Source organism: Citrobacter sp. Ce119 (assembly GCF_030334525.1).
In the GTDB taxonomy this organism is placed as follows: Bacteria; Pseudomonadota; Gammaproteobacteria; order Enterobacterales; family Enterobacteriaceae; genus Citrobacter; species Citrobacter europaeus.
In genome coordinates this window covers 479912-504642 of sequence record NZ_JAOWDR010000060.1, presented here as the reverse complement: position 1 = coordinate 504642, position 24731 = coordinate 479912, and the positions used below count along the sequence as shown (strand labels likewise).

At 49.9% G+C, this 24731-nt stretch carries 24 protein-coding genes and 1 riboswitch; of the genes, 11 read left to right on the top strand and 13 right to left on the bottom strand.

Translation table 11 applies throughout. The features are described 5' to 3' along the window. Positions 1-41: 41 nt before the first annotated feature. The 7 genes from OGV80_RS22640 to yegS all read left to right on the top strand — a co-directional run bounded on the left by OGV80_RS22640 (position 42) and on the right by yegS (position 5674). Positions 42-557, top strand: a complete 516-nt coding sequence (locus tag OGV80_RS22640; protein ID WP_047410047.1) for a lipoprotein — start codon at positions 42-44, stop codon at positions 555-557. 225 nt (positions 558-782) lie between these two features. Beyond that, positions 783-1511: an arginine ABC transporter ATP-binding protein ArtP gene (gene artP / locus OGV80_RS22635; RefSeq protein WP_003027295.1), complete on the top strand. Its 729-nt coding sequence runs from the start codon at positions 783-785 to the stop codon at positions 1509-1511. 16 nt (positions 1512-1527) lie between these two features. Next, positions 1528-2259: an arginine ABC transporter substrate-binding protein ArtI gene (gene artI / locus OGV80_RS22630; RefSeq protein ID WP_003027298.1), complete on the top strand. Its 732-nt coding sequence runs from the start codon at positions 1528-1530 to the stop codon at positions 2257-2259. A gap of 6 nt (positions 2260-2265) precedes the next feature. Then, complete coding sequence (gene artQ, locus OGV80_RS22625; RefSeq protein ID WP_286515785.1) at positions 2266-2982, top strand: arginine ABC transporter permease ArtQ; 717 nt, start codon at positions 2266-2268, stop codon at positions 2980-2982. Further along, complete coding sequence (gene artM / locus OGV80_RS22620; RefSeq protein WP_075145931.1) at positions 2982-3650, top strand: arginine ABC transporter permease ArtM; 669 nt, start codon at positions 2982-2984, stop codon at positions 3648-3650. The genes artQ and artM overlap by 1 nt, the downstream gene beginning before the upstream one ends. 261 nt (positions 3651-3911) lie before the next feature. Next, positions 3912-4643 (top strand): arginine ABC transporter substrate-binding protein ArtJ, encoded by a 732-nt coding sequence (gene artJ, locus OGV80_RS22615; RefSeq protein WP_043016914.1) that lies wholly within the window; start codon positions 3912-3914, stop codon positions 4641-4643. A 131-nt stretch (positions 4644-4774) separates the two neighbouring features. Beyond that, the gene (gene yegS / locus OGV80_RS22610) at positions 4775-5674 is read left to right on the top strand and encodes a lipid kinase YegS (RefSeq protein ID WP_080624937.1); all 900 of its coding nucleotides are present in this window, start codon (positions 4775-4777) and stop codon (positions 5672-5674) included. Between the two features lie 21 nt (positions 5675-5695). Here the strand turns inward: yegS and fbaB are convergent, their stop codons facing one another. Beyond that, positions 5696-6748 (bottom strand): class I fructose-bisphosphate aldolase, encoded by a 1053-nt coding sequence (gene fbaB, locus OGV80_RS22605; protein WP_043016916.1) that lies wholly within the window; start codon positions 6746-6748, stop codon positions 5696-5698. A 252-nt stretch (positions 6749-7000) separates the two neighbouring features. Here fbaB and OGV80_RS22600 point away from each other — a divergent pair, with 252 nt between their 5' ends. From OGV80_RS22600 to OGV80_RS22590, 3 genes are read left to right on the top strand one after another with little or no spacing between them, the layout of a single operon-like run. After that, positions 7001-8278 carry a nucleoside permease gene (locus tag OGV80_RS22600; protein ID WP_043016917.1) on the top strand — a complete coding sequence of 426 codons (1278 nt, stop codon included), beginning with the start codon at positions 7001-7003 and terminating at the stop codon, positions 8276-8278. Next, on the top strand, positions 8275-9279 hold the full coding sequence (locus OGV80_RS22595; protein WP_043016918.1) for an ADP-ribosylglycohydrolase family protein: 1005 nt from the start codon (positions 8275-8277) through the stop codon (positions 9277-9279). Before OGV80_RS22600 ends, OGV80_RS22595 begins: the two co-directional genes overlap by 4 nt. After that, the gene (locus tag OGV80_RS22590; protein WP_087052537.1) at positions 9276-10241 is read left to right on the top strand and encodes a PfkB family carbohydrate kinase; all 966 of its coding nucleotides are present in this window, start codon (positions 9276-9278) and stop codon (positions 10239-10241) included. The genes OGV80_RS22595 and OGV80_RS22590 overlap by 4 nt, the downstream gene beginning before the upstream one ends. Here the strand turns inward: OGV80_RS22590 and OGV80_RS22585 are convergent. The 6 genes from OGV80_RS22585 to OGV80_RS22560 all read right to left on the bottom strand — a co-directional run bounded on the left by OGV80_RS22585 (position 10215) and on the right by OGV80_RS22560 (position 17141). Further along, a complete protein-coding gene (locus OGV80_RS22585; protein ID WP_043016920.1) occupies positions 10215-10961 on the bottom strand; it encodes a GntR family transcriptional regulator in 747 nt (248 codons plus the stop codon). The two genes, OGV80_RS22590 and OGV80_RS22585, sit on opposite strands and share 27 nt — an antisense overlap. 41 nt (positions 10962-11002) lie before the next feature. Beyond that, on the bottom strand, positions 11003-11803 hold the full coding sequence (thiD, locus tag OGV80_RS22580) for a bifunctional hydroxymethylpyrimidine kinase/phosphomethylpyrimidine kinase (protein ID WP_043016921.1): 801 nt from the start codon (positions 11801-11803) through the stop codon (positions 11003-11005). Next, positions 11800-12588 carry a hydroxyethylthiazole kinase gene (thiM, locus tag OGV80_RS22575; RefSeq protein WP_043016922.1) on the bottom strand — a complete coding sequence of 263 codons (789 nt, stop codon included), beginning with the start codon at positions 12586-12588 and terminating at the stop codon, positions 11800-11802. Before thiM ends, thiD begins: the two co-directional genes overlap by 4 nt. 31 nt (positions 12589-12619) lie before the next feature. After that, a riboswitch (TPP riboswitch) is annotated at positions 12620-12716 on the bottom strand. A 221-nt stretch (positions 12717-12937) separates the two neighbouring features. Beyond that, the gene (locus OGV80_RS22570) at positions 12938-13555 is read right to left on the bottom strand and encodes a TetR/AcrR family transcriptional regulator (RefSeq protein ID WP_087052536.1); all 618 of its coding nucleotides are present in this window, start codon (positions 13553-13555) and stop codon (positions 12938-12940) included. After that, a complete protein-coding gene (locus OGV80_RS22565; protein ID WP_286515784.1) occupies positions 13548-16673 on the bottom strand; it encodes an efflux RND transporter permease subunit in 3126 nt (1041 codons plus the stop codon). The genes OGV80_RS22570 and OGV80_RS22565 overlap by 8 nt, the downstream gene beginning before the upstream one ends. 15 nt (positions 16674-16688) lie before the next feature. Further along, positions 16689-17141: a hypothetical protein gene (locus OGV80_RS22560; protein ID WP_140389849.1), complete on the bottom strand. Its 453-nt coding sequence runs from the start codon at positions 17139-17141 to the stop codon at positions 16689-16691. 345 nt (positions 17142-17486) lie between these two features. Here OGV80_RS22560 and OGV80_RS22555 point away from each other — a divergent pair, with 345 nt between their 5' ends. Next, a complete protein-coding gene (locus OGV80_RS22555; protein ID WP_003834436.1) occupies positions 17487-17819 on the top strand; it encodes an RcnB family protein in 333 nt (110 codons plus the stop codon). 55 nt (positions 17820-17874) lie between these two features. Here OGV80_RS22555 and OGV80_RS22550 read toward each other — a convergent pair whose 3' ends face one another. The 6 genes from OGV80_RS22550 to apbC form a co-directional block, all read right to left on the bottom strand. Then, positions 17875-18858 carry a fimbrial protein gene (locus tag OGV80_RS22550; RefSeq protein ID WP_286515782.1) on the bottom strand — a complete coding sequence of 328 codons (984 nt, stop codon included), beginning with the start codon at positions 18856-18858 and terminating at the stop codon, positions 17875-17877. 11 nt (positions 18859-18869) lie between these two features. Beyond that, positions 18870-21356, bottom strand: coding sequence for a fimbrial biogenesis outer membrane usher protein (locus tag OGV80_RS22545; protein WP_286515781.1), 2487 nt, complete (start codon positions 21354-21356; stop codon positions 18870-18872). A gap of 13 nt (positions 21357-21369) precedes the next feature. Next, complete coding sequence (locus tag OGV80_RS22540; protein WP_087052532.1) at positions 21370-22050, bottom strand: fimbrial assembly chaperone; 681 nt, start codon at positions 22048-22050, stop codon at positions 21370-21372. Positions 22051-22113: 63 nt separating this feature from the next. Next, positions 22114-22653 (bottom strand): fimbrial protein YehD, encoded by a 540-nt coding sequence (gene yehD / locus OGV80_RS22535; RefSeq protein WP_087052531.1) that lies wholly within the window; start codon positions 22651-22653, stop codon positions 22114-22116. Between the two features lie 274 nt (positions 22654-22927). Beyond that, a complete protein-coding gene (locus OGV80_RS22530; RefSeq protein WP_075146373.1) occupies positions 22928-23209 on the bottom strand; it encodes a DUF2574 family protein in 282 nt (93 codons plus the stop codon). Between the two features lie 261 nt (positions 23210-23470). After that, positions 23471-24580: an iron-sulfur cluster carrier protein ApbC gene (gene apbC / locus OGV80_RS22525; protein ID WP_043016929.1), complete on the bottom strand. Its 1110-nt coding sequence runs from the start codon at positions 24578-24580 to the stop codon at positions 23471-23473. Between the last annotated feature and the right edge of the window lie 151 nt (positions 24581-24731).

Sequence of the window (24731 nt, the reverse complement as noted above, 5' to 3'; positions counted from 1 at the left end):
ACGTAGAACACTAATAGTAGAAAGCTAATAAGGAAATCATTATGCGCTACTCGAAACTCTCTCTGCTGGTTCCCTGTGCACTACTTCTCAGCGCTTGTACTACCGTGACGCCGGTCTATAAAGATAACGGCACGCGTAGCGGTTCATGCGTAGAAGGCGGGCCAGACAGCGTGGCTCAACAATTCTATGATTACCGTATTCAGCATCGAAACAATGACATTACCGCCCTTCGCCCGTACATCAGCGACGACCTGGCTAAGCTGCTGAACGATGCCAGCCGTGATAACGCGCATCGCGAACTGTTTAACAGCGATCCGTTCTCCAGTCGCGCCACATTACCGGACAGCGCCAGCGTCGCCAGCGCATCGACTATTCCGAATAGTGATGCACGCAACATTCCACTGCGTGTAGAGCTGAAACAAGGTGACCAAAGCTGGCGTGATGAAGTGCTGATGATCCGTGAAGGCCAGTGCTGGGTCGTTGACGATGTCCGCTATCTGGGCGGCAGCGTACACGCGCCAGCCGGGACGCTGCGCCAGTCTGTCGAAAACCGCTAACCGCCCCATTCACCTGCTTAAATCATAACCCCCATAAATTGTCTGGCATTCTGCATAGAATGCCGACAATTATTCTTGCCCACTGGTGGCCCCGCTATTTTGTGCTATGTTTAGATAAGAATGCGGTTTGCATTTAACTTTTAACGCATAAATATTGCATAACTATTCTGTCAAAGGTAGTATCTGCGGCTTCAATAGCTATCAGACTGCCAGTATCGAGTGTCAATGAGTATTCAATTAAACGGCATTAACTGCTTCTACGGCGCACATCAGGCGCTGTTCGATATCACGCTGGATTGCCCTCAGGGTGAAACACTGGTGTTACTTGGCCCAAGTGGCGCCGGGAAAAGCTCGCTGCTGCGCGTACTCAACCTGCTTGAGATGCCGCGCTCGGGCACGCTCTCTATTGCGGGTAACCGTTTCGACTTCACTAAGACCCCGTCAGATAAAGCCATTCGGGATCTGCGTCAAAACGTGGGCATGGTCTTCCAACAATACAACCTCTGGCCACATCTCACGGTTGTGCAGAATCTGATTGAAGCGCCCTGCCGCGTACTGGGTCTGACAAAAGAGCAAGCGATGGCGCGCGCCGAGAAACTGCTGGAACGTCTGCGCCTGAAGCCATACAGCGATCGCTATCCGCTGCATCTCTCTGGCGGCCAGCAACAGCGTGTGGCCATTGCCCGCGCGTTGATGATGGAGCCACAGGTGCTGCTGTTTGATGAACCGACCGCCGCGCTTGACCCGGAAATTACCGCCCAAATCGTCAGCATCATTCGTGAACTGGCGGAAACCAACATTACTCAGGTGATCGTCACTCACGAAGTGGAAGTTGCCCGTAAAACGGCCAGCCGTGTGGTGTATATGGAAAACGGTCATATCGTCGAGTTTGGGGATGCGAGCTGCTTTGCCAACCCGCAAACCGAAGCGTTTAAAAACTATCTTTCTCACTAAGATTCGGGACAATACAATGAAAAAAGTTCTGATTGCCGCGCTAATCGCAGGTTTTAGCCTTTCCGCTACCGCAGCCCAAACCATTCGTTTCGCCACCGAAGCGTCTTATCCTCCGTTTGAATCAATCGATGCTAATAACAAGATCGTCGGGTTTGACGTTGATCTGGCGAATGCGCTGTGTAAAGAGATTGACGCTACCTGTACCTTCACCAATCAGGCCTTCGACAGCCTGATTCCGAGCCTGAAGTTCCGTCGTTTTGACGCGGTAATGGCCGGTATGGACATCACCCCAGAGCGTGAAAAACAGGTGCTGTTCACCACCCCGTATTACGACAACTCTGCGCTGTTTGTTGGCCAACAGGGTAAATACACCAGCATTGATCAGCTGAAAGGCAAAAAAGTCGGTGTACAAAACGGGACTACGCACCAGAAATTCATCATGGATAAACATCCGGAAGTGACTACCGTGCCGTATGACAGCTACCAGAATGCCAAACTCGATCTGCAAAACGGTCGTATTGACGGCGTATTTGGCGATACCGCAGTGGTGACCGAGTGGCTGAAAGATAATCCTAAGCTCGCCGCGGTTGGCGACAAAGTGACGGATAAAGATTACTTCGGTACCGGTCTGGGCATTGCTGTGCGCCAGGGCAATACCGAACTGCAGCAGAAATTTAACGCTGCGCTGGAAAAAGTGAAGAAAGATGGGACTTACGAGACCATCTACAACAAATGGTTCCAGAAGTAATATTTGATGAATGAATTTTTTCCTTTAGCAAGCGCCGCCGGGATGACCGTCGGCCTTGCCGTTTGTGCGCTGATCATTGGCCTCGCGCTTGCCATGTTGTTTGCCGTCTGGGAGTCAGTTAAATGGCGTCCAGTGGCATGGGCTGGCTCGGCTCTGGTCACCATCCTGCGCGGTCTGCCGGAAATTCTGGTGGTTCTGTTTATCTATTTTGGCTCCTCGCAGCTGCTGCTGACGCTGGCCGATGGCTTTACGATCAATCTCGGGTTTGTACAAATCCCGGTTCAGATGCAGATCGAAAACTTCGACATCAGTCCGTTCCTGTGCGGTGTGATTGCGCTGTCATTGCTGTATGCCGCTTACGCGTCGCAAACGTTGCGTGGCGCGCTGAAGGCCGTGCCACTCGGACAATGGGAGTCAGGTCAGGCGTTAGGTTTGTCTAAAGCTGCGATCTTCTTCCGTCTGGTGATGCCGCAGATGTGGCGTCATGCACTACCGGGACTGGGTAACCAGTGGCTGGTATTGCTGAAAGATACTGCGCTGGTCAGCCTTATCAGCGTGAACGATCTGATGCTGCAAACCAAGAGCATCGCCACCCGTACCCAGGAGCCGTTTACCTGGTATATTGTGGCGGCGGCTATTTACCTGGTGATTACGCTGGTAAGTCAGTACATTCTCAAACGCATTGACCTGCGCGCGACACGTTTTGAGCGGAGACCAGGCTGATGCTTGAGTATTTACCTGAATTGTTGAAAGGGCTGCATACCAGCCTGACGCTGACGGTCGCCTCCATCGTGGTTGCTCTGGTGCTGGCATTGATTTTCACCGTCATCCTGACGCTGAAAACACCGGTTCTGGTTTGGCTGGTTCGCGCTTATATCACGCTGTTTACCGGTACACCGCTGCTGGTGCAAATCTTCCTGATCTACTACGGGCCAGGACAATTTCCGACGTTGCAAGAGTATCCGGTGCTGTGGCATCTGCTGTCAGAACCGTGGCTGTGCGCTTTAATTGCGCTGTCGTTAAACAGTGCGGCCTATACCACTCAGCTGTTCTACGGCGCTATTCGTGCAATCCCGGAAGGCCAATGGCAGTCCTGCGGAGCGTTGGGGATGAGCAAGAAGGATACGCTGGCGATTCTGTTGCCGTACGCCTTTAAACGCGCCCTCTCCTCGTATTCCAACGAAGTGGTGCTGGTGTTTAAAAGTACTTCGCTGGCATACACCATCACGCTGATGGAAGTCATGGGCTATAGCCAGTTGCTGTATGGTCGCACTTATGACGTCATGGTTTTCGGTGCGGCAGGTGTGATTTACCTGATCGTCAACGGTTTGCTGACGCTGATGATGCGCTTAATCGAACGTAAAGCGCTGGCGTTTGAACAGCGGAATTAAACATATGCCTGATGGCGCTACGCTTATCAGGCCTACGGTTCATGCACCTTTTGTAGGCCGGATAAGGTGCTAGCACCGCCATCCGGCAAATATGCATAAAGCAAAATAATAAAGACGGACAAGAACCTAAATTGTCCGTCTTTTTTTATATCAAAAAAATACTTAATCATTTTTATTGCATATAAATTCATTAAATGGCATTGTTAATCCACGCCGCAGATACGGTAAATAATCATAAGATTGACAGACGGGAGTTCCACCATGAAAAAGTTAGTACTGGCTGCATTACTTGCTACTTTCGCCGCTGGCGCCTCAGCCGCTGATAAAATTAGTTTCGGTGTATCAGCCACTTACCCGCCATTTGAGTCGCTCGACGCAAACAATAAAATTGTCGGATTTGACATCGATCTGGCAACGGCGCTGTGCAAACAAATGCAGGCTGACTGTACTTTCACCAATCACGCTTTCGACAGCCTGATCCCCGCGCTGAAATTTAAGAAATATGATGCGGTAATTTCCGGAATGGATATCACGCCTGAGCGTAGCAAGCAGGTTGCATTTACTCAGCCGTACTATGCAAACTCCGCGCTGGTGATTGCGAAAAAAGACACCTATAAAACCTTTGCCGACCTGAAAGGAAAACGCATCGGCATGGAAAACGGCACCACGCACCAGAAATACTTGCAGGACAAACATCCTGAAGTGAAAACCGTGGCCTACGACAGCTATCAGAATGCGATTATCGACCTGAAAAATGGTCGTATTGATGGCGTATTTGGCGATACCGCTGTGGTTAACGAGTGGCTTAAAACCAACCCGCAGCTAGGCGTAGCCACTGATAAAGTGACCGACCCACAATACTTCGGTACTGGCCTTGGCATCGCGGTTCGCCCGGATAACAAAGCCCTGCTGGAAAAACTGAACAGCGCGCTGGCGGCAATCAAAGCTGACGGCACGTACCAGAAAATCAGCGATCAGTGGTTCCCACAGTAACGTCTGCCCAGTCTGAAAAGCCGCGCTCTGCGGCTTTTTTTATCTCTTCGCCTGCGCTTTCAGTCAGTTCTTACGCCAGAAACGCATTCCTGGCGTACACTTGTTAAAACGAAAAAAAGTGAGGCAAAAGGATGATAGCATTCCCTGCCAGTTTACTGATCCTCAATGGAAAAAGTGCTGATAACCTTCCCCTGCGTGACGCCATTGCGAATCTGCGTGATGAGGGCGTGGAAATCCATGTTCGCGTTACCTGGGAAAAAGGCGACGCCCAACGATACGTTGATGAAGCTCGTCAGTTGGGCGTTGAAACGGTGATTGCCGGTGGCGGCGACGGCACAATAAACGAAGTCTCGACGGCGCTTATCCAGTCGCAGGGCGGCAATATTCCGGCGCTGGGTATTTTACCGTTGGGAACGGCGAATGACTTTGCCACCAGCGTTGGTATACCCGAGGACCTTGATAAGGCGTTAAAGCTGGCTATCGCCGCAAATGCGACGGCGATCGATATGGTGCAGGTCAATGATAAAACCTGTTTTATCAACATGGCAACCGGTGGCTTCGGCACACGCATCACGACCGAGACACCAGAAAAACTCAAGGCTGCGCTGGGTGGCGTATCGTACTTTATTCACGGATTAATGCGCATGGATACGCTCAAACCCGACATCTGCGATATTCGAGGGGAAGACTTTCACTGGCAGGGTAAAGCGCTGGTAATTGGTATCGGTAATGGTCGCCAGGCCGGTGGGGGGCAACAGCTATGCCCGACAGCGCTTATCAACGATGGTCTGCTGCAACTGCGTATTTTTACCGGAGAAGAGCTGTTGCCTGGGCTGCTTTCGGCGTTAACGCAATCCGAAGACAACCCTAACATTATCGAGGGCGCATCATCGTGGTTTGATATCCGCGCCCCGCATGAAATTACCTTTAATCTCGATGGCGAACCGCTCAGCGGACAAGAGTTTCATATTGAAATCCTGCCCGCGGCGTTACGTTGCCGACTGCCGCCGGGTTGTCCGCTGTTGCGCTAACACGACGGCAGTCGCCTGAAATCAGGCGATGGTGACTTTGCTATCCAGATAAACATCCTGCACGGCGTTAATCAGCTTAACGCCGTCGGCCATGGTTTTCTTGAATGCCTTGCGCCCAAGAATCAGCCCCATGCCGCCCGCACGTTTGTTAATCACCGCAGTACGTACCGCATCGCTCAGATCGGTTTCGCCGCCAGCCGCACCGCCAGAGTTAATTAACCCGGCGCGTCCCATATAGCAGTTCGCCAGTTGATACCGCACCAGGTCAATCGGGTTGTCGCTGGTCAGCTTGCTATAGACGCGATCGTCGGTGTAGCCAAAATTGACCGCTTTATACCCGCCGTTATTTTCCGCCATTTTTTGCTTCACGATATCCGCCCCGATAGTGGCCGCCAGATGGTTAGCCTGCCCGGTAAGATCGGCAGAAACATGGTAATCCACGCCATCTTTTTTAAACGCCGGGTTACGCAGATACGCCCACAGCACCGTGACCATACCCAGCTCATGAGCACGCTCGAATGCGGCAGAAATCTCTTCAATCTGGCGGCGAGACTCCTCTGAACCGAAATAGATGGTTGCCCCCACCGCAACCGCACCCATATTGAACGCCTGCTCTACGCTGGCATACAGCGTCTGGTCAAACGTATTGGGATAGCTCAGCGTTTCGTTGTGGTTAATTTTTACCAGGAACGGAATGCGGTGCGCGTAGCGACGGGAAACAGAAGCCAGCACGCCATAGGTCGATGCCACGCAGTTACACCCTGCTTCGATAGCCAGCTCCACAATATTCTTCGGATCAAAGTACAGCGGGTTAGCCGCAAACGATGCTCCAGCGGAGTGCTCCACGCCCTGGTCCACCGGTAGAATAGACAGATAACCTGTCCCGGCCAGTCGGCCCGTGTTATACAGCGTCTGCATATTACGCAGCACGGCTGGCGGACGGTTGTTATCCACCATCACGCGGTCGACGTAATCATGTCCAGGCAGGTAAAGTTGATCAGAAGGAATGGTCATACAACGATGCTGTAAAAGGTTGTCGGCGTCTTTGCCAAGCAACTGCGCAATATCAGTCATAGCTATGCTCCCGTAAGTTCCGCTTTGAAAACGGAATGTGGATTGTCCTGGCCCGTTTTGTTGCGGGCAGCAATAAGCCTGGTACCGACTGCGTTTTTTTTCCATCTTTAGCGCACTTTTCAGCAACTTCTGCTGGCTCGATTCAGGAAGAAATAATGTTAAGGCGGTCAAATTTAGACCTCAAAGGTATTTTAAAGGTATTATCGAATGGTACTATCATGGCGTACCTTACCTGTCATGAAGGATTTAAAGATGAAAACTACAGTTAAGCTGTCGTTCATGATGTTTGTAGAGTGGTTTATCTGGGGCGCCTGGTTTGTACCGCTGTGGCTGTGGCTGAGTAAAAGCGGCTTTAGCGCCGGGGAGATCGGCTGGTCTTACGCCTGTACCGCGATTGCCGCGATCCTGTCGCCCATCCTGGTCGGCTCAATCACTGACCGCTTTTTCTCCGCGCAGAAAGTGCTGGCGGTATTGATGTTCGCTGGCGCTATTTTGATGTATTTCGCCGCCCAGCAAACCACCTTCAGTGGATTCTTCCCGCTGTTACTGGCCTATTCGTTAACCTATATGCCGACGATTGCGCTGACCAACAGCATCGCTTTTGCCAACGTACCGGACGTTGAACGTGATTTCCCACGCATCCGTGTGATGGGGACCATCGGCTGGATTGCTTCTGGTTTGGCCTGCGGTTTCTTACCGCAAATGCTTGGCTATAGCGATATTTCACCCACCAATATCCCCCTGCTTATCACTGCCGGAAGCTCCGCGCTGTTGGGCGTCTTTGCGTTCTTCTTACCGGATACGCCGCCAAAAAGTACCGGCAAGATGGATTTCAAAGTCATGCTGGGTCTGGATGCGCTGATCCTGCTGCGTGATAAGAACTTCCTCGTCTTTTTCTTTTGCTCTTTCCTGTTCGCAATGCCGCTGGCGTTCTATTACATCTTCGCCAACGGCTACCTGACAGAAGTCGGAATGAAAAACGCCACCGGCTGGATGACGCTGGGCCAGTTCTCTGAAATCTTCTTTATGCTGGCGCTACCGTTTTTCACCAAACGCTTTGGCATTAAAAAGGTATTGCTGCTTGGTCTTATTACTGCGGCTATCCGCTACGGATTTTTCGTTTACGGCGGCGCGGAGGAATATTTCACTTATGCTCTGCTGTTTCTCGGCATTCTGCTGCACGGCGTTAGTTACGACTTCTACTACGTCACGGCCTACATTTATGTCGATAAAAAAGCACCGGTACATATGCGCACCGCTGCGCAAGGGCTTATCACCCTCTGCTGTCAGGGATTCGGCAGCCTGCTCGGTTACCGTCTGGGCGGCGTCATGATGGAAAAAATGTTTGCTTATCAGGAACCGGTTAATGGTCTTACCTTCAACTGGGCTGGCATGTGGGGATTTGGCGCGGTCATGATCGCCGTCATTGCCGTGATGTTTATGATTTTCTTTCGCGAATCAGATAAAGAAATCACCGCCATTAAGGTGGACGATCGCGATGTAGCGTTGAAACAAGGGGAAGTGAAATGAAAGCAGAACGTATTCTCGGTGCTCTTTATGGGCAGGCGTTAGGGGATGCGATGGGTATGCCGTCGGAACTGTGGCCACGAACCCGGGTAAAAGCTCATTTCGGTTGGATCGACCGTTTTTTGCCCGGCCCTGCGGAGAATAATGCCGCCTGCTATTTTAACCAGGCGGAGTTCACTGATGACACGTCAATGGCGCTGTGTCTGGCAGATGCCCTGCTCGAGTGCGACGGAGAGATTGTGCCAGACGTTATTGGCCGCAATATTCTGGCCTGGGCCGAACGTTTTGACGCCTTTAATAAAAACGTGCTCGGCCCAACTTCAAAAATCGCGCTAAAAGCCATTCGCGACGGCAAACCTGTCGCCGAACTGGAAAACAACGGCGTGACCAACGGAGCGGCAATGCGCGTTTCGCCGCTGGGATGCCTGCTACCCGCCCGCGATGTCGATGCTTTTATCGATGATGTAGCATTGGCCTCCAGCCCGACGCATAAATCGGATCTGGCTATCGCTGGGGCTGTTGTGGTCGCGTGGGCGGTATCACGCGCTATCGACGGAGGCCAGTGGTCAGAGATTGTCGATGCGCTACCTGCCATTGCCCAACATGCGCAGCAAAAAAGGATCACGACCTTTAGCGCATCACTATCTGCACGACTTGAGCTGGCACTGAAAATCGTCCGTAATGCTGACGGCATTGAGTCTGCCTGCGAGCAGTTGTATCAGGTTGTGGGCGCCGGAACCAGTACCATTGAATCCGTGCCTTGCGCCATTGCTATGGTTGAACTGGCGCAGACCGATCCTAACCGCTGCGCTATTCTGTGCGCAAACCTCGGGGGTGATACCGACACCATCGGGGCGATGGCAACCGCCATTTGTGGCGCTATCCATGGCGTAAGCGCGATTAACCCGACATTGAAACATGAGCTGGATGCGGTGAATCAACTGGACTTTATCCGTTACGCCAGTGGATTGATGCGACTGCGCGAGCAGCGGGAGGCGCTATGATCGCCACGCATCTGCAACACCTCCTCCCGCAGTTGCGTACACAGCGGCCCGTTACGGTGGTGGGTGCGGCGGTAATTGATGTCATTGCCGATGCATATGCCCTTCCCTGGCGCGGATGTGACATTGAACTCAAACAGCAGGGGGTGAACGTTGGCGGCTGCGCGCTCAATATTGCCGTGGCGCTCAAACGTTTAGGTATCGACGCCAGTAATGCTTTACCGCTGGGTCAAGGGGTGTGGGCCGACATTATCCGCAACCGGATGGCAAAAGAGGGATTGCACAGCCTGATCGACAATGCCGCGGGCGATAACGGCTGGTGTCTGGCTCTGGTCGAGCCGGATGGCGAACGTACCTTTATGTCCTTTAGCGGCGTTGAAAATCAGTGGAACGCTGACTGGCTGGCACAGCTGGATATCCCACGCCATAGTCTGGTGTATCTCTCGGGCTATCAGTTAGCCTCTGGGTGTGGCGGACTGCTGGTGCAGTGGCTGGAAGGTCTGGAGGAGGTGACGCCGTTTATTGATTTTGGGCCACGCATCGGCGACATTCCCGAGCCCTTACTTGCAAGAATTATGGCCTGCCGTCCGCTGGTATCACTTAATCGTCAGGAAGCGGAAATTGCCGCCGAGCGGTTTGCATTGAGCCATGATGTAGAAGGTTTTGGCGCAGAATGGGTACAACGTTTCGCCTCGCCGGTAGTGGTTCGCCACGATAAAGACGGCGCGTGGTATTTCAGCGCTCAGACATCCGGTTGCGTACCGGCATTTGCGACAGCGGTCGTTGATACTATCGGCGCAGGCGACAGCCACGCTGGCGGCATGCTGGCCGGACTGGCGTCTGGCTGGACCCTGGCTGATGCCGTACTGCTGGGTAACGCAGTTGCGTCCTGGGTGGTAGGGCATCGCGGCGGCGATTGCGCCCCTTCGCGCGAGGCGTTACTCCTCGCACACAAAGACGTATAGATCGCTTCGACAATAGCTGATGCTGTATTCAATGGGCCGTTGCTGCTGGTCAAGCGCTACTTGCTTGATCACCAGTACCGGCACTTTGCTGTCCATTTGAATGTGCGCCTGGAACTCCGCATCAGGCATTCGGGCGCTGACGCGGGAGCGCGTGCGCTGCGGGAAAATATGCTGGCTGCGAAAATAGTCATACAGTGAAACGCCGATGGCATCCACGTCATGGATAAGATGGGCAGGAACCCATGACTCTTCAATAGAAACCGCGTCTTCATCTACATAGCGAATGCGCTTGAGCAGGAAGACGTCACTCCCCGCGGCAACAGCCAACTGCTGAGCCACCTCTTCCGGGCAAGGCACAATACGCTTGTTGACCCACAGCGTATCTGGCTTTTTACCGCGCAAAACCACCTGCTGTGAAAAACCACGCGCTTCTTTTAGCGAATACTCGAAGATGTTGTTGATCTGCGTCCCGTAACCACGGGCGCGCGTCACTACGCCTTCTTCTTCCAGGGCCTGCATAGCCTTGCGTACCGTAATTCGCGAAACGCCGGTTAACTGGCTGAGATCGCGCTCGCCGGGCAGGATATTTCCATGCTCCAGAATCCCGCTACGCACAGCGTTTTTCACTGTTTGCGCAAATTTCATATACAGCGGCGTGTTATCTGCCGCTGCAATGCGTTCATTCAGTTGCGCGATAAGCTGGGTATGCGCTTGTTCCATTTATCTTTTTCCTGCAGCCTTCTCTGCAGCCAGTATACCCATTACCACCACGCGTGGAAATGATGTACCGGACCAATTCCCTCACCAACTTCCAGGGTGTCGGCCTGCGCCAACGCCGCAGAAAGCCACAGCTTAGCTTCCTGCACTGTCTGTGCCCAGTTGTCATGGCGCGGACGCAGCGCCGCCAGCGCCGCGGATAGCGTACAGCCGGTGCCATGGGTATTTTTGGTCATCACCCTTGGCGCGGTAAAACGCTGCTCTCCCTCACGGGTAAAGAGCCAGTCGGGGCTTTGCGCATCCTCCAGATGACCGCCTTTCATCAACACCGCCTCGCAGCCCAGCGCCCGCAGTGCCCTTCCCTGCTCTAGCATCTCCTGCTCAGTCTGCGCATGGGGAGCCCCGAGCAGTGCCGCAGCTTCGGGTAAATTAGGGGTGATAATCGAAACCTGCGGCAGCAAATGGGTACGCAGTGTTTCTACCGCCGAGGGCGACAGCAACGGATCGCCGCTTTTCGCCAGCATCACCGTATCCAGTACGACATTTTGCACCCGATGGCGACGCAAACGTTCGGCAACCGCTTCAACAATATCCGTCTCCGCCAGCATACCGATTTTGGTGGTGTCGATACGCACATCACTCAACACCGAGTCCAGTTGTGCGGCAACAAAGTCAGGTTCTATGCGATAAACCGACTGCACCCCGCGCGTATTTTGCGCCACCAACGCCGTGATAACCGAACAGCCGTAAGCGCCCAGCGCCGAGAAGGTTTTTAAATCGGCCTGAATACCCGCACCGCCGCTTGGATCGGTTCCGGCGATCGTTAATGCGTTAATCCGTTTCATGCTTGCTCCTGTGCGTTCAGGTTATAGAGGGCATCGAGAAAAGCCGGGACAAAACTGCCCGGTCCGGTTGATTGTTGTGTGGCTATTTGCCCGGCCTGTTTCATCCAGCTACAGGCGGAGGCGATGTTATCAAGCCGGTCACCGTGCAGGGCGCAACTGGCCGCAACGACCGCCGACAGCGCGCATCCGGTGCCCACCACGCGGGTCATCAACGGATCACCGCCGTTCACGCAGACGGTACGCTGACCATCGGTCACGTAGTCCACTTCGCCGGTAACCACGACAATGGTCCCAACCTGACGAGCCAACGCCTGCGCAGCGGAAAGCGCAGCGGCTGGCGTATCTGTCGTGTCGACGCCGCGGCCCCCGCTGTTCATACCCGCCATAGCAAGTATTTCCGAGGCGTTGCCACGGATAGCGGCAGGCTGTAGTACCAGTAAATCCAGACAGAAGCGACGGCGAAACTCTAGCGCGCCCACGGCAACGGGATCGAGCGTCCACGGGGTTTTAACGAGATGTGCCCGCTCAACGGCGGCACGCATCGCCGTAGCCCGCGTCTGGGTTAAAGTGCCGACATTCACCAGCAACGCACTGGCGATAGCCGCAAACTGGCTGGCTTCCTCAGGCTCGATTACCATCGCAGGGGATGCGCCCAGCGCCAGTAGCGTATTGGCCGTAAAGCTTTGCACGACCTCGTTGGTCATACAGTGTGTGAGTGGTGAAAGCGTTCTAAATTGGTGCAAGGTGTGAGCCGCGAGTGCGCGGCTGTGCAGGTCAGGCTGCATGGTTCAGCTCCTGCCCGCGCGAAGAAGGGACACGAGCAGTGTCAGACTTCCCTACGCTGGCATTATCCAGATCAGGTGGTACGGGTATTTCTCAGCCTTCACAAGGAAGGGCACCCCGAGTCGTTGTTACATAAAACTCAATAATATTAAAAGGACAGTAAGGGAAACTTACATACTTAAGCCCCTGCTATCCATTTACTGAATGGCGGAATATATCCACACCGCATACTTTACCAGCCAGCGAGGGAGGTGAACAGCAGCGGTTTATTCTGGAAGGGGCGCTCATTGCCGCAGGCGTCGTCATCCACTCAGGCATTTCGTAGCGCGTCTCAATGCTGAGACACCACGATCATCCGCTCTTAAATCCCCAGGCAGACAGAAAGGTTGCAATTGAACATTCAGCCAGTTTCTCAAGTTTATGGGGATCAACTGCTTTTTGCGAGATTATTGCTCCAGGAAGCAGATATCCCATAATGGCCCCGAGGAAAGCAGTAGCCTGTAATTCCGGATTATCTAACGTGACTATTCCTTCATTATTTTTCTGTTCCAGAATTTCTGTCAGCGCCTGCAAAACGCGTCCAGAGTTTCTTTGTTCCAGCATAACGTGTAAATCGGGCTTTTGAACCAGCACTTGAATCAATAATCGCTGGAAATGGATATTCTCAGGGGTATAGAAATGATTCTGTACAACCCGGGCAAAACCTCTCAGGAGATCGGGAAAATCCAGTTGCTCCTGGAGTAGCTGGCGTAAAGGCGGCTGCATTTTGTCATTCAGAAATTCAAACGTCGCCAGCAGGAGAGCATCCTTTCCCCCCGGAAAATGGCTGTAAAGGGTCGGCCGCGTTGTCCCTGCTTCACTGGCGATAGTATCAAGGGACACGTCAATGCCATGCTTGAGAAACAGCTCACATGCCGTTTGTAAAATGCGAGGGCGGGACTTCATTGGCCGCCCACGTTGATTAACCATTATTGCATTCCTTACGTTTGCCTTTTTTCAGTCTCGAGATTCCCTGCTGAATGAGAATAAAAAACAGTGGGACAAAGAGCAGCGTCAGTAACGTGCCTGTGAGCATACCGCCGATTACCGAAGTTCCAATCTCTTTCTGGCTGGAGGCCCCTGCGCCCGTAGAGAGTACCAGAGGGATAACTCCAACAACAAATGCCAGAGACGTCATGATGACAGGACGTAAGCGTAATCTTGCGCCTTCAAAAGCGGCCTGAATCAACGGTTTACCCCTGCGGATTTGCGCCAGAGCGAATTCAATAATGAGAATTGCATTTTTTGCTGACAGCCCCATCGTTGTTAGTATACCTACCTGGAAGTAGACATCATTTTCGAACCCGGCGATTAAGGCTGCACTCACTGCGCCGAGAACCCCAAGTGGGATAATCAGAAGCACAGCAATAGGCACAGACCAGCTTTCATATAAAGCAGCCAGACACAAAAATACGAACGCAACGGAGGCAAGATATACCCACAGTGTCTGTGCCGAGGAAGCCTGTTCTTGCCATGATATCCCGCTCCACTGCAGATCAAATCCTTCGATTGGCGCTATCAGCCTGACCATTTCAGCCATTGCTGCCCCAGAACTTATGCCGGGAGCTGCATCTCCTTGAAATTGCACAGCAGGTAATCCATTGAATCGCTGAAGCATTTGTGGACCAGTAGTCCAGCGGAAGGAGGCAAAACTGGCGAATGAGGTCATATCATCGCTACTGTTACGTACAAACCAGGCGGATAAGTTTTCAGGTATTGAACGCCATGGCGCATCACCTTGTATATAAACCCGTTTTACTCGGCCACGGTCAATAAAGTCATTAACATAAATCCCTCCCCATGCAGCAGAAAGAGTTTCGTTGATATCCGCCTGTTCAAGGCCGTGAGCTTGTGCTTTTTGTCTGTCAATATCTACCTGCAGCAACGCCTTTGCGGCAAGGCTGTTCACTCGCACAGCGTTCAGATTTTGGTTTTCTCTGGCGGCCGTAAGTAACATTGTTTGCGCCTGATTAAGACTGTGATAACCGCGGTCTGAAATATCCTGAAGCCATAATTCGAACCCACTGGATTGTCCCAGCCCACGAACTGTGGGTGGAGATACAATGCTGATAGCTGCGTTCTGAGACGTTTGATTAAAATATTGATTAGCCCTTGCGATAATAGCCTGAGCGCTGTTCGTTTCACCCTGACGCTCGTCCCAGTGCTTTAACTCAGCAACGGACATTCCCACATTTTGCCCGCTACCTGCGTTATTTCGGCCAGCGACCGTAAATATAGCGTTAAGATTGGCACTCTCCTGTGTCATAAAATAGCGTGTGATTTCATCTCCAACCTTCTGAGTCATTGACATTGGCGCCCCTGGAGGAAGAGTGAACTGGATTGATATTGCCCCCTGGTCCTCCTCCGGAAGAAAACTGGTCGCGAGTTTTTGATATTGCCAAACCATGAACATCGACATCAGAAAAGCGAGAATAATGATTCTCACAGGACGCGCTGATATTTGCGCAAGCATATTAATGTAGCGATGCTGACTTTTTTCGACATACCTGTTGAAATGAGTGAAGAATTTACCTTTCTTCTCATTTCGGCTTTTAAGCAAATGAGCGCACAACGTAGGGGTTAAAGTCAGTGCAACCAGCACGGAAAGCGACATAGCAGAAACAATGGTCACTGTGAACTGGCGGTAAATAATGCCGACTGAACCACCAAAAAACGCAATTGGAATAAAAACGGCGGATAAGACCAGCGCGATACCTATTAATGCACCGGTTATTTCCCGCATGGAGTGGAGCGTAGCCTGCAGCGGATCGAGATGTTCTTCTTCCATCACTCGTTCGACATTCTCAACCACGACAATCGCGTCGTCGACAAGTAGCCCAATGGCAAGCACCATGGCAAAGAGTGTTAAGGTATTGATGCTATAACCCAGCATACTGAGGATGCCGAATGTGCCCAATAATACGACGGGCACCGTCAATGAGGGGATTAATGTGGCTCTCCAGTTTTGTAAAAATAGATACATTACCGCCACAACAAAAACAATCGCTTCAATCAGCGTCTGCACAACATTTCCGATGGACACCGTCACAAACGGTGTACTGTCACGAGGATAAGCAACGACAATGCCTTGCGGAAACCGATCTTTTAATCTGTTAACTTCAACGCGAATCTTTTCAGCAGTTTCCAGTGCATTAGCTCCGGATGCGAGTTGAATAGATATTCCAGCAGCAGGATGACCATTAAGTGTGGTCAGATTCTGATAGTTTTCAGCCCCAAGTTCGATTCGAGCAACATCTCGCAAATATACAGCTGAACCATCATTATTTGTCCGAAGAATGATACTTTCAAATTGCGTTGATGTTTCCAGGCGGGACTGGGCGGTCACCGTCGCATTCAGATACTGATCATTGAGAGAAGGAAGAGAGCCAATCTCTCCGCTGGTCACTTGCGAGTTTTGTGCTTCGATAGCCGTTTGTACATCTGATGGCATCAAACCATAATTATTGAGTTGGTGTGGGTTGAGCCAAATCCGCATGGCATATTGCGCACCAAAAACAGTTGTTTCTCCCGCCCCCTTTATTCTACTTAAGGGCTCCTGCAACGTATTGATAAGGAAGTCGCTAATATCGACACTGGTTAAACGATCGTTCTGGTCATATAAGGCGATAACCATCAGGCTATCTCCCTGTGATTTAGTCACAGAAAGCCCCTGTTGTTGCACTTCCTGCGGTAGCCGTGTCATAGCCTGATTTACAGCATTTTGTACCTGGACCTGCGCTATATCGGGATTAATACCTTGTTCAAAGCTAAGACTAATACGAGACTGACCAGCTGAACTGCTGGTTGAAGAAAAATAAAGCAGACCATCAATTCCTTTGATTTGCTGTTCAAGTAGCTGCGTTACGCTGTCCTCAACGTTTTGCGCAGAAGCGCCTGGGTAGTTTGCCGTAACGTTCACCCCCGGAGGCGCAATATCCGGATACTGCTCAACAGGCAATGTGAAAAGAGCCAGGATACCGGCAGAAACGATGCAAATAGCAATGACCGCGGCGAATACAGGACGGAAAATAAAGAAGTGAGCCAGCATCGTGTTTTCCTCCGTTTAGTCAATGGGGTCGCGCAGTGAAAACACGTGCGGAGGCCTGGCACGCTGAATAAAAGCCATATGCGATGTTTGCCACAAATTAAAAACAGGTTGAGGTATGGGCAATGTGACCGTTGCTGGGCATAGCAGAATATTGATTGCTTTTGTGACAATGTATCTGCTGATTTCAAGGCAAGACATTGTTCGTTGATGTTCACGCCAGAGATAGTCATAGGTTTGGATAGTGAAACTATTTTGTAGTAGTAAAAAACGTAAATAGCTGAGTCGTAGCTGCATATGCTGATAATTCAAATCAGTGCACTGAGAGCAAGCCAGCTCACGGTCCCGCGTGACCAGACAGCGTTCAACAGTCTTTGGTTCCACAGATACCCCCTCATGCAGAGAGGCGTTAAGATGACATGAAAAAGCCATTAACATAATGAAAAATAATAATTTTCCCCAGTTAACCATAGCAAACTCCCATGTATTTATTTACTTTACAGTAAAGTAAATAAATTGATTAAACAAGCATCAATTTTTAACGCTATTCCAGTTATGGGTCTTCTTGAAGACAGCTGTTCCGGGTCACAGAGACCGGAGCAACTCCTGTATGTCGTTTAACAGCTCCACTCTGAGTTGATATGCAAAAACGTGATACTTCATCGCTAAAATGCCGCTTGAAATTGTCGCAATGCTGTACATTCATTTACACTTTTTACGAAATTACTGGTGTGATAACAAAAAAGTCCTTGTCAGATGCCCTGTAAGCCAGGAATGATACATGACTGATTTTGATGACCCGAAGAGGTAGAGAGGATGGGTATGAAGAATAAAATGTTGCTGGGTGCACTCCTGCTTGCAAGCAGTGTCGTCTGGGCCGCGCCGGCTGCAACAGCTGCGCCCACAGGTATCGATAAGTATGAGCTGAGCAGCTTTATTGCTGACTTCACCCATTTCAAACCCGGTGACAAGGTTCCACCACTGTATCTCACCGAAGAATACACCATTAAACAGTGGAATCTGCGCAACCTGCCTGCACCAACAGCAGGTACCCACTGGACCTACATGGGTGGCGCCTACGTGCTGGTCAATGATGCCGATGCCAAGATCATTAAAGCCTACGACGGCGAGATTTTTTATCACCGATAAAAAAAAGTACCTTCATCACGAAGGTACATTTTTTAGAAACATCACACCGCACTAATTAGTCATAAGATACCGCAAATATGACTTTACTTTGAACCTCACCAGGCCGTAACGATTCTCCTGTTACACGAACATATTTCGCAGTAATAGGGAAAGTGTACTGATTGTTGATTGTATCCAGTTTAGCTATTCTGTTCATCAGAGTATCCCCCAGTTTTAGGGGAGTCGTCGCGGTGCCGTTATATATCTGGAACCCCACTCCTTTTGCGCCATTCGTTAGCGTATTTTTTAGTATTTTCCCGCCTTCATCCCAGTCACCGCGAGCCACCTTAAAACTCACGGGGTTGGTGGTAACGTTATAAACACTATTGCAATTCAGTACCAAATTTGCAGATCCTGATTTTGTATTATTTGCCGTATTCATTTCATTTAATGTGGTATCTGGCATTTTAATTTCGTATCGAGGTAAGGAGAACTGGCAGGTCGTCGGTTTATGCGTAACAGTAAAGTTAATATTCTGCGTAAATGCAGAATTACTCGATAAACGCCCGGTAATCCAACAATAAAGATAAGCAAGCCAGTTTGAAGTACACGAGTTATCAGAGGTTATGCTTACCGCCGGGTCGCTCAGGCTAAATGCATCACCGGAAACCGTTTGCTTAGCCGTTCCTGAATTTACATAACTTGCTGTAATAGTGAAAACCTTGGTATTCAACACTTCGCTGGCACTAACCGTTTTCTTCCCAATGCTAACAGGAAAATCATTGCTGGTTAGATTGATATTTATTAAAACCTTTTTGCCACCGCTACCCTGAATTGCAACAATGTAATCCTTGAGAGGTGTTGTATAATATAAGCTGTCACTATTGGCAGTACACACTATATCGCTACCGGAGCTGAGATTGATTTTGTTCGTTGCTGTTCCAGATGTCATATCCAGATTAATTGTCGTTAATGCACCATTTTTTGTCTGAAATGTACATCCGGCATCGGCGCCAAAGGATGACAGCAGCAGAAACATTAAAAATACGTATCCTTTCATATCTTGCATCCTTAGCGGCAAGTATAGACTTTATTCTCATCAATCGCCTTATCGAAGGTAATCGTACAGAACTGCCCCTGTTGTTTATTAACTGCAACGCGTACCGAAGCGGGAATATCATTGGTACGAATAAATAACCGGCTACCCTGCCCCACCAGGCCAACATTATTACCAAGTTCATCTTCCACTTCATAACCAAACGATAACGGAGAGCCGTCCGAACGCGCGGCAATGAAATACCAGGGTTTACGCCGATCGGTTTCAAACTCCGTCATCACGACCGCGCCGCGATAAGGTACTGTGCCTTTTCGATTGCCCAGCAACGCCACATCGCTATTACTGTCGGAAAGATCCAGCATCAGCATATTTTCACGATACGGCGTCAGACTGTCGTAAACCGCGTAACCTTTGCTGTTAGTTGTTAGATAACGATGTCCCTGCACGGCCGCGCCCTGTAACCCAGGCGCTTTAACAATGGCGAATGTATCTGAAAGCCGAGGAGCTAACGCGACACCATCTGACCACACGACTAACCCACCCTGAATATTGCCGCTGGCCTGCTGATATTTATTCGATTGACTATAACTGCTGCCAAAGGTCGCCATCGGCGCGCGCCAGACCAGGTTACCACCTGCCGTTGTCTCACTCTCCTGACGTTGATGGCTCAGATTTGCCCCTAAACTAAACTGATCGCGGTTTCCGGCAACACCGCTGAGACTGGTGTTACTCGACTGAAAGCCGTCATTATCAAACGTCGTCGAGTTGGATACGAACAAATCGCGTCGCGGCGAGGAAATCCCATCCCCCCACGAGAATGGGATGGAGATATACAGGTTAAAACGTTTATCCTCGTGGTTGTTCTCATCATAGGTCTGGCTAACAGACAAGGTGTAACTGACTCGCTGCCAGGCGTTCGAGTAGCTCAGCTGATAATCTTTGCCGGTTCCACTGCGCTGCCAATAGTCGCGCCACAGGCCGCTGACGGCCAGGGATCCCCAGTTCTCGGGTAACGCTTGATTGATATTTAGCGAAAAGCTGTTCTTACGACCAAAATCGTTCTGATAGTAGTCCGCAACGTCATAAACATCATTTTCATCGCGGTCATAGTGATTTTTGTTATTCGCCCATACGTAGTCATTAAAGGTACGATAATTTCGCGAGGAGTAACGAAAAGCTGCCAGCGCAAACTGCGTGCCGGTCTGAGCGACATACTTATTCCACGCAACCTGATAACTCTGACCATCAAAAACATCACCATTGTCCTGCTCACTATGCGATCGCGTGGCGTCTACCGATACTGCGCCAATGGGTGTATTCCAACCGGTCCCGAGCACAAATGAGGTATAGTTTTGTGACAGCATAGTGCCGCCATAGACCGTAAGCAGATTGTTCAGACCATATTGATAGCTACCTTGCAGGAAATCATACTGATTGCCAGCCCCCTCTATATGACTGCGCCCAGCAGCAAAATCATATTTCGATACGCCCGACTGCAGCATATTTGGTACAGATGAATAAGGCACCAGATAACGAGATACCGAACCATCCGCTTCTTTCAAGCTCACATCTAAATCCGCACCACCGCCAGCGAGCTGGAGATCATCAATAGCAAATGGGCCAGGTGGAACTTCTTTCTGGTAAATAACAAAGCCGTTTTGTTCGATGGTTACCAGCGCGTTGCTCTGGGCAATCCCGCGGACTACTGGGGTAAAATTCTGTTTTGAGTTCGGTAACATTTGCATATCGCGCCAGATACGCACACCACGAAAACGTACCGCATCAAAGATATCCGCGCCGGTATACATATCTCCGGTACGTAGCGTGCCAAGTATTTGTGGGATACCTCGCTCCATATATAGCGTATTACTTTTCCAGTTGCCGCTGCCCTCGTTGCCTTTGGTATAGTTGGCATTTGAGTGCAACTGCCACCCTGACAGGTTCAACCCGCTATTCAGGTTCACATAGCTGCTTTTATCATCACCACCGTGTTTATAATTACTGTAATACTGGCTGGCGTAATAAGAGGTATAAAAAGCGTTAACACCGCGATCCCAGGTTTCAGGCGGCATATATCCTGGTTCATATTCCAGCACATACGCCTGCGGAACGCTTAGATTCAAAATAAATTGCCCGATGTCATAACCAACACTGCCGCCCTGAACTGCTTCACGTAGCGGCACGCACTCCTCTTTTTTATCCGTTTTAATATTCTCTGTGCGAATACCAATTTGCTGCAATTGTGCCCAGGACAGACATGTCGCGTCAGGATCAGCGTTGATATTAATTTCGTACCGGCCACGCCACTGGTTATTAAGATAAACATCCATTTCATATATGCCGGGCATTGGCTTATCACCATCAATTTGATAGCGAGAGATTTTCTCGCCGTTCAAACCGCCGATCATAAAATTTGTATCAAACGTGTCTTCTTCAGCCCATGAGGATGAAGTGGCTAACACTGACAAGATTGCCAGTGTAATGGAGTTTATCTTTGACATAATCAGTCCTTGACTATCTTTCCGTTTTTATTTTTTCACTTAAGTAGTTTCCGTGATCGTCAATAAGAGTAACCTTGTAATGATTAACGACAGCAGCAGTGACAACCTTTTTATCTGACCACGGAGCAAGCAACACTGTCTCGCTGTTTATTTTTGAATTACCCACGAGCTCAGGTATCGTTATCCAGTTGGCAGAATTGTTTTTGATATTAATGCCACCACTGATATATTTGACGCTTAAGCGAGAAAAGCTTTTTTCATCTACACCGGCAATGCCCTGCGGACGATATATAAATTTGATGCGATTCTGCATAGCAAATTTAATCATATTCTTCCCTGCTGATTCCGCAGAATTAGGAGGAATATCCAACACATTAAGAAAAAAAAGGCTTTCACGATCTTTTGGCAGCGTATTTGCCAGTTGCCTGATTTTGAGTTGTTGGCCGGAACCTCCGCTGACCTTAGCCACGGGAGGATTCATCACGAATGGCACCTGGATTTTTTCTGGTGGCAGGCTGGTATCTCCGTCATCTATCCAGGACTGAACCAGGGAACTACGGCTACCTTCATTCATTAACTGTACGGTAATTTCTTTTTTCTGTGCCGGATAAATGACACGTGTGCCGTAAATGTACACCCCACCCCATGCAGGCAATACTGTGCCAGCTAATAATAATGCTATTATATTTTTCATTATAATTATCCTTACTACGGAAATAATCGGCGACCAGAGCCGCCGATAAACAGGATAGCAATCTTAATCAGTAACAACAGTCATCGTCAGCGAAGAGGCAACGTCACCAGCGGAAACAGCGGCAGTACCAATTTTTGCGTAGCGTGCGCTAAAGTTCAGCGTATATTTATTGTCTGCGGTTTTGGTTAACTCAATACCTGTATCTGGGTTAACCTGTTTAGTAAAGTCATCACCATAGTAAACGGAGAAGCCAGCACCATTATTTGCGGCAGTATTTCGTGTAATATATTTATTAGTGCTATCAAATTGAGAACTGGAGAAAGTAATTTTCGGTGCTTTATCCCCGGTACATTCAACAGTCAATGGCACGGTAGTCTTATTTGAGTATCCGTCATAAACACCACCCGCACTTAAGGTATTTAATCTGTCAGCACCAATTTGGTTCATACCAATGGTCGCCGTGGAGTCACCCGTAAATTTACAGGTTGTTCCAACCACCTTACCAGTAATAATCAGTTCACCCTGATCGGTATCAGCAGCAAAAGCCCCAGCGCTCATAAATACAGCAGACAGTACAACAGCAGAAATAACTGAACGTTTCATAGTATCTTCCTTAATGAATTGAATTCTATTTGTTAAGAGGGTTTAACTCTTGAAATTAAATTCGCACACTAGAAACGTTACCGCAATGTAAACGCGTTGTTTTATTGATTTAAAACAAGTTACAAAGTGCAATATAATTGCAACAAATAAATTGAGTTCTTTATTGTTTATAAATTAATAAATTTAGGAGATTAACTGTCGGAGTGAAATTCTTTGAGGAAATAATTAACCATGTATCATTCACCACAAAAATACATGGTTAATAAAAGACTTTCTAATCATAACGAGTCAGCACAATCTGCCGTGTAGCGTCGCCGGGGACAGTAACAATTTCCGTTACCGCACCTTTTGTTGGTTTGGAGACACCCTCTCTGACGTTTGAAAAGGAAACGGCATTGCCACAGCGTTGCTGCACTTCGTTATTGACAACATCAGTGCTGCAGGTAGGCTCGGTTACTCGACCACTTATATTCACGGTGGCAGTCTCTGCGGCAAAAACAGAAGCGCTCATTCCATACATCAGAGTAATAACTCCCAAGAATAAACTAATTTTCATAGCATTCATTATTCCTGTATTGGGCGGAAACAGCGTGCAAGCCGTCTGGCTGTGAGTAATGGTTAACTCTCTCACCAGAACTAATTGAGATTGTAGATTAATAGGATGAATTTGATCAATTCAAATGATGCATTGAAGCGATTTATTCAGAAAAAGACATGGATTATACAGGCAGGATAAACAATATAACGAAGTTTATTCACCCCATACATTCACCGCATCAATTTATTATGATGCGGTGAATATCTGTCACGCGGTTAATTACACGGCGCGAAAGGCAATCTCGCCCGGAATAACTTCACCCTGCCAGTAAAGCTGGGCAGCTACACGCCCAGCCAGGTCACGGTAAATGGCGGTAAATTCACTGTCAGGACGACTGATAACCGTCGGGGTACCACGATCGAGGTCTTCACGCAGAGAGATATGCAGCGGCATCTGTCCCAGCAGTTGGGTGTGATACTGCTCAGCCAGCTTCTGCGCGCCTCCGGTGCCAAAGATTGGCTCATGATGACCGCAGTTGCTGCAAATATGCATGCTCATATTCTCAACAATACCCAGCACCGGCACTTCGACTTTTTCGAACATCACGATGCCTTTTTTCGCATCGATAAGCGCAATGTCCTGCGGAGTGGTCACCACAACAGCCCCCGTGACCGGAATGTTCTGCGCCAGCGTCAACTGGATGTCACCGGTGCCCGGCGGCATATCCAGTACCAGGTAATCAAGATCCGGCCATAGGGTTTCCTGCAGCATCTGCAGCAGTGCTTTGCTGGCCATCGGACCACGCCACACCATTGCGTTATCGTCAGTGACCAGATAACCAATAGAGTTCGTCGCCAGACCGTGAGACATGATCGGCGCCATGTGGGTACCGTCTGGCGAGGTTGGCCGCTGGTTTTCCGCGCCGAGCATCGTTGGGATAGACGGCCCATAAATATCGGCGTCCAGAATCCCTACCTTCGCGCCTTCCGCAGCCAGCGCCAAAGCCAGGTTCACGGCGGTAGAAGATTTACCCACGCCGCCTTTACCCGAACTGACGGCGATAATGTTTTTTACACCATTAATGCCTGGCTGGTTTTTCACGCGTTTCAGCGTCGCAATGTTATGCGACAGCTTCCAGTCGATCGCTTTCGCACCGGTAATACGCAACAGATCGGCGCTACATTGCTCTTTTAATTCCTCAAACGCGCTATGCCAGACAAACGGCATGACCAGCTCAACGTGCAACGTGTCATCCATCCAGGCGACGTGGTGCAACGCTTTAAGCGTCGTCAGATTATGCTTCAGGGTTGAATGCTGAAAATTCGCCAGCGTCCCGGCAACCATGGCGCGCAGGGTCTCTGGTGATTTGGCCTGGGATTGTGCGTTCATCCCGACTCCTTTTTGTTGTTCTGAATATACAATAGTCACCAGGTAGTTTACTCCAACCGCAACAATTATTCATTTACGGATAAATGCCCTTATCGCTTGGCGCAGTAATTACCATTTTGGTACTATCAAAGCCCTTTTCACTACAAAAGAA

Coding starts and splice junctions, on each gene's coding strand:
- OGV80_RS22640 (WP_047410047.1), top strand. CDS start 42: ATGCGCTACTCGAAACTCTCTCTGCTGGTTCCCTGTGCACTACTTCTC.
- artP (WP_003027295.1), top strand. CDS start 783: ATGAGTATTCAATTAAACGGCATTAACTGCTTCTACGGCGCACATCAG.
- artI (WP_003027298.1), top strand. CDS start 1,528: ATGAAAAAAGTTCTGATTGCCGCGCTAATCGCAGGTTTTAGCCTTTCC.
- artQ (WP_286515785.1), top strand. CDS start 2,266: ATGAATGAATTTTTTCCTTTAGCAAGCGCCGCCGGGATGACCGTCGGC.
- artM (WP_075145931.1), top strand. CDS start 2,982: ATGCTTGAGTATTTACCTGAATTGTTGAAAGGGCTGCATACCAGCCTG.
- artJ (WP_043016914.1), top strand. CDS start 3,912: ATGAAAAAGTTAGTACTGGCTGCATTACTTGCTACTTTCGCCGCTGGC.
- yegS (WP_080624937.1), top strand. CDS start 4,775: ATGATAGCATTCCCTGCCAGTTTACTGATCCTCAATGGAAAAAGTGCT.
- fbaB (WP_043016916.1), bottom strand. CDS start 6,748: ATGACTGATATTGCGCAGTTGCTTGGCAAAGACGCCGACAACCTTTTA.
- OGV80_RS22600 (WP_043016917.1), top strand. CDS start 7,001: ATGAAAACTACAGTTAAGCTGTCGTTCATGATGTTTGTAGAGTGGTTT.
- OGV80_RS22595 (WP_043016918.1), top strand. CDS start 8,275: ATGAAAGCAGAACGTATTCTCGGTGCTCTTTATGGGCAGGCGTTAGGG.
- OGV80_RS22590 (WP_087052537.1), top strand. CDS start 9,276: ATGATCGCCACGCATCTGCAACACCTCCTCCCGCAGTTGCGTACACAG.
- OGV80_RS22585 (WP_043016920.1), bottom strand. CDS start 10,961: ATGGAACAAGCGCATACCCAGCTTATCGCGCAACTGAATGAACGCATT.
- thiD (WP_043016921.1), bottom strand. CDS start 11,803: ATGAAACGGATTAACGCATTAACGATCGCCGGAACCGATCCAAGCGGC.
- thiM (WP_043016922.1), bottom strand. CDS start 12,588: ATGCAGCCTGACCTGCACAGCCGCGCACTCGCGGCTCACACCTTGCAC.
- OGV80_RS22570 (WP_087052536.1), bottom strand. CDS start 13,555: ATGGTTAATCAACGTGGGCGGCCAATGAAGTCCCGCCCTCGCATTTTA.
- OGV80_RS22565 (WP_286515784.1), bottom strand. CDS start 16,673: ATGCTGGCTCACTTCTTTATTTTCCGTCCTGTATTCGCCGCGGTCATT.
- OGV80_RS22560 (WP_140389849.1), bottom strand. CDS start 17,141: ATGGTTAACTGGGGAAAATTATTATTTTTCATTATGTTAATGGCTTTT.
- OGV80_RS22555 (WP_003834436.1), top strand. CDS start 17,487: ATGGGTATGAAGAATAAAATGTTGCTGGGTGCACTCCTGCTTGCAAGC.
- OGV80_RS22550 (WP_286515782.1), bottom strand. CDS start 18,858: ATGAAAGGATACGTATTTTTAATGTTTCTGCTGCTGTCATCCTTTGGC.
- OGV80_RS22545 (WP_286515781.1), bottom strand. CDS start 21,356: ATGTCAAAGATAAACTCCATTACACTGGCAATCTTGTCAGTGTTAGCC.
- OGV80_RS22540 (WP_087052532.1), bottom strand. CDS start 22,050: ATGAAAAATATAATAGCATTATTATTAGCTGGCACAGTATTGCCTGCA.
- yehD (WP_087052531.1), bottom strand. CDS start 22,653: ATGAAACGTTCAGTTATTTCTGCTGTTGTACTGTCTGCTGTATTTATG.
- OGV80_RS22530 (WP_075146373.1), bottom strand. CDS start 23,209: ATGAAAATTAGTTTATTCTTGGGAGTTATTACTCTGATGTATGGAATG.
- apbC (WP_043016929.1), bottom strand. CDS start 24,580: ATGAACGCACAATCCCAGGCCAAATCACCAGAGACCCTGCGCGCCATG.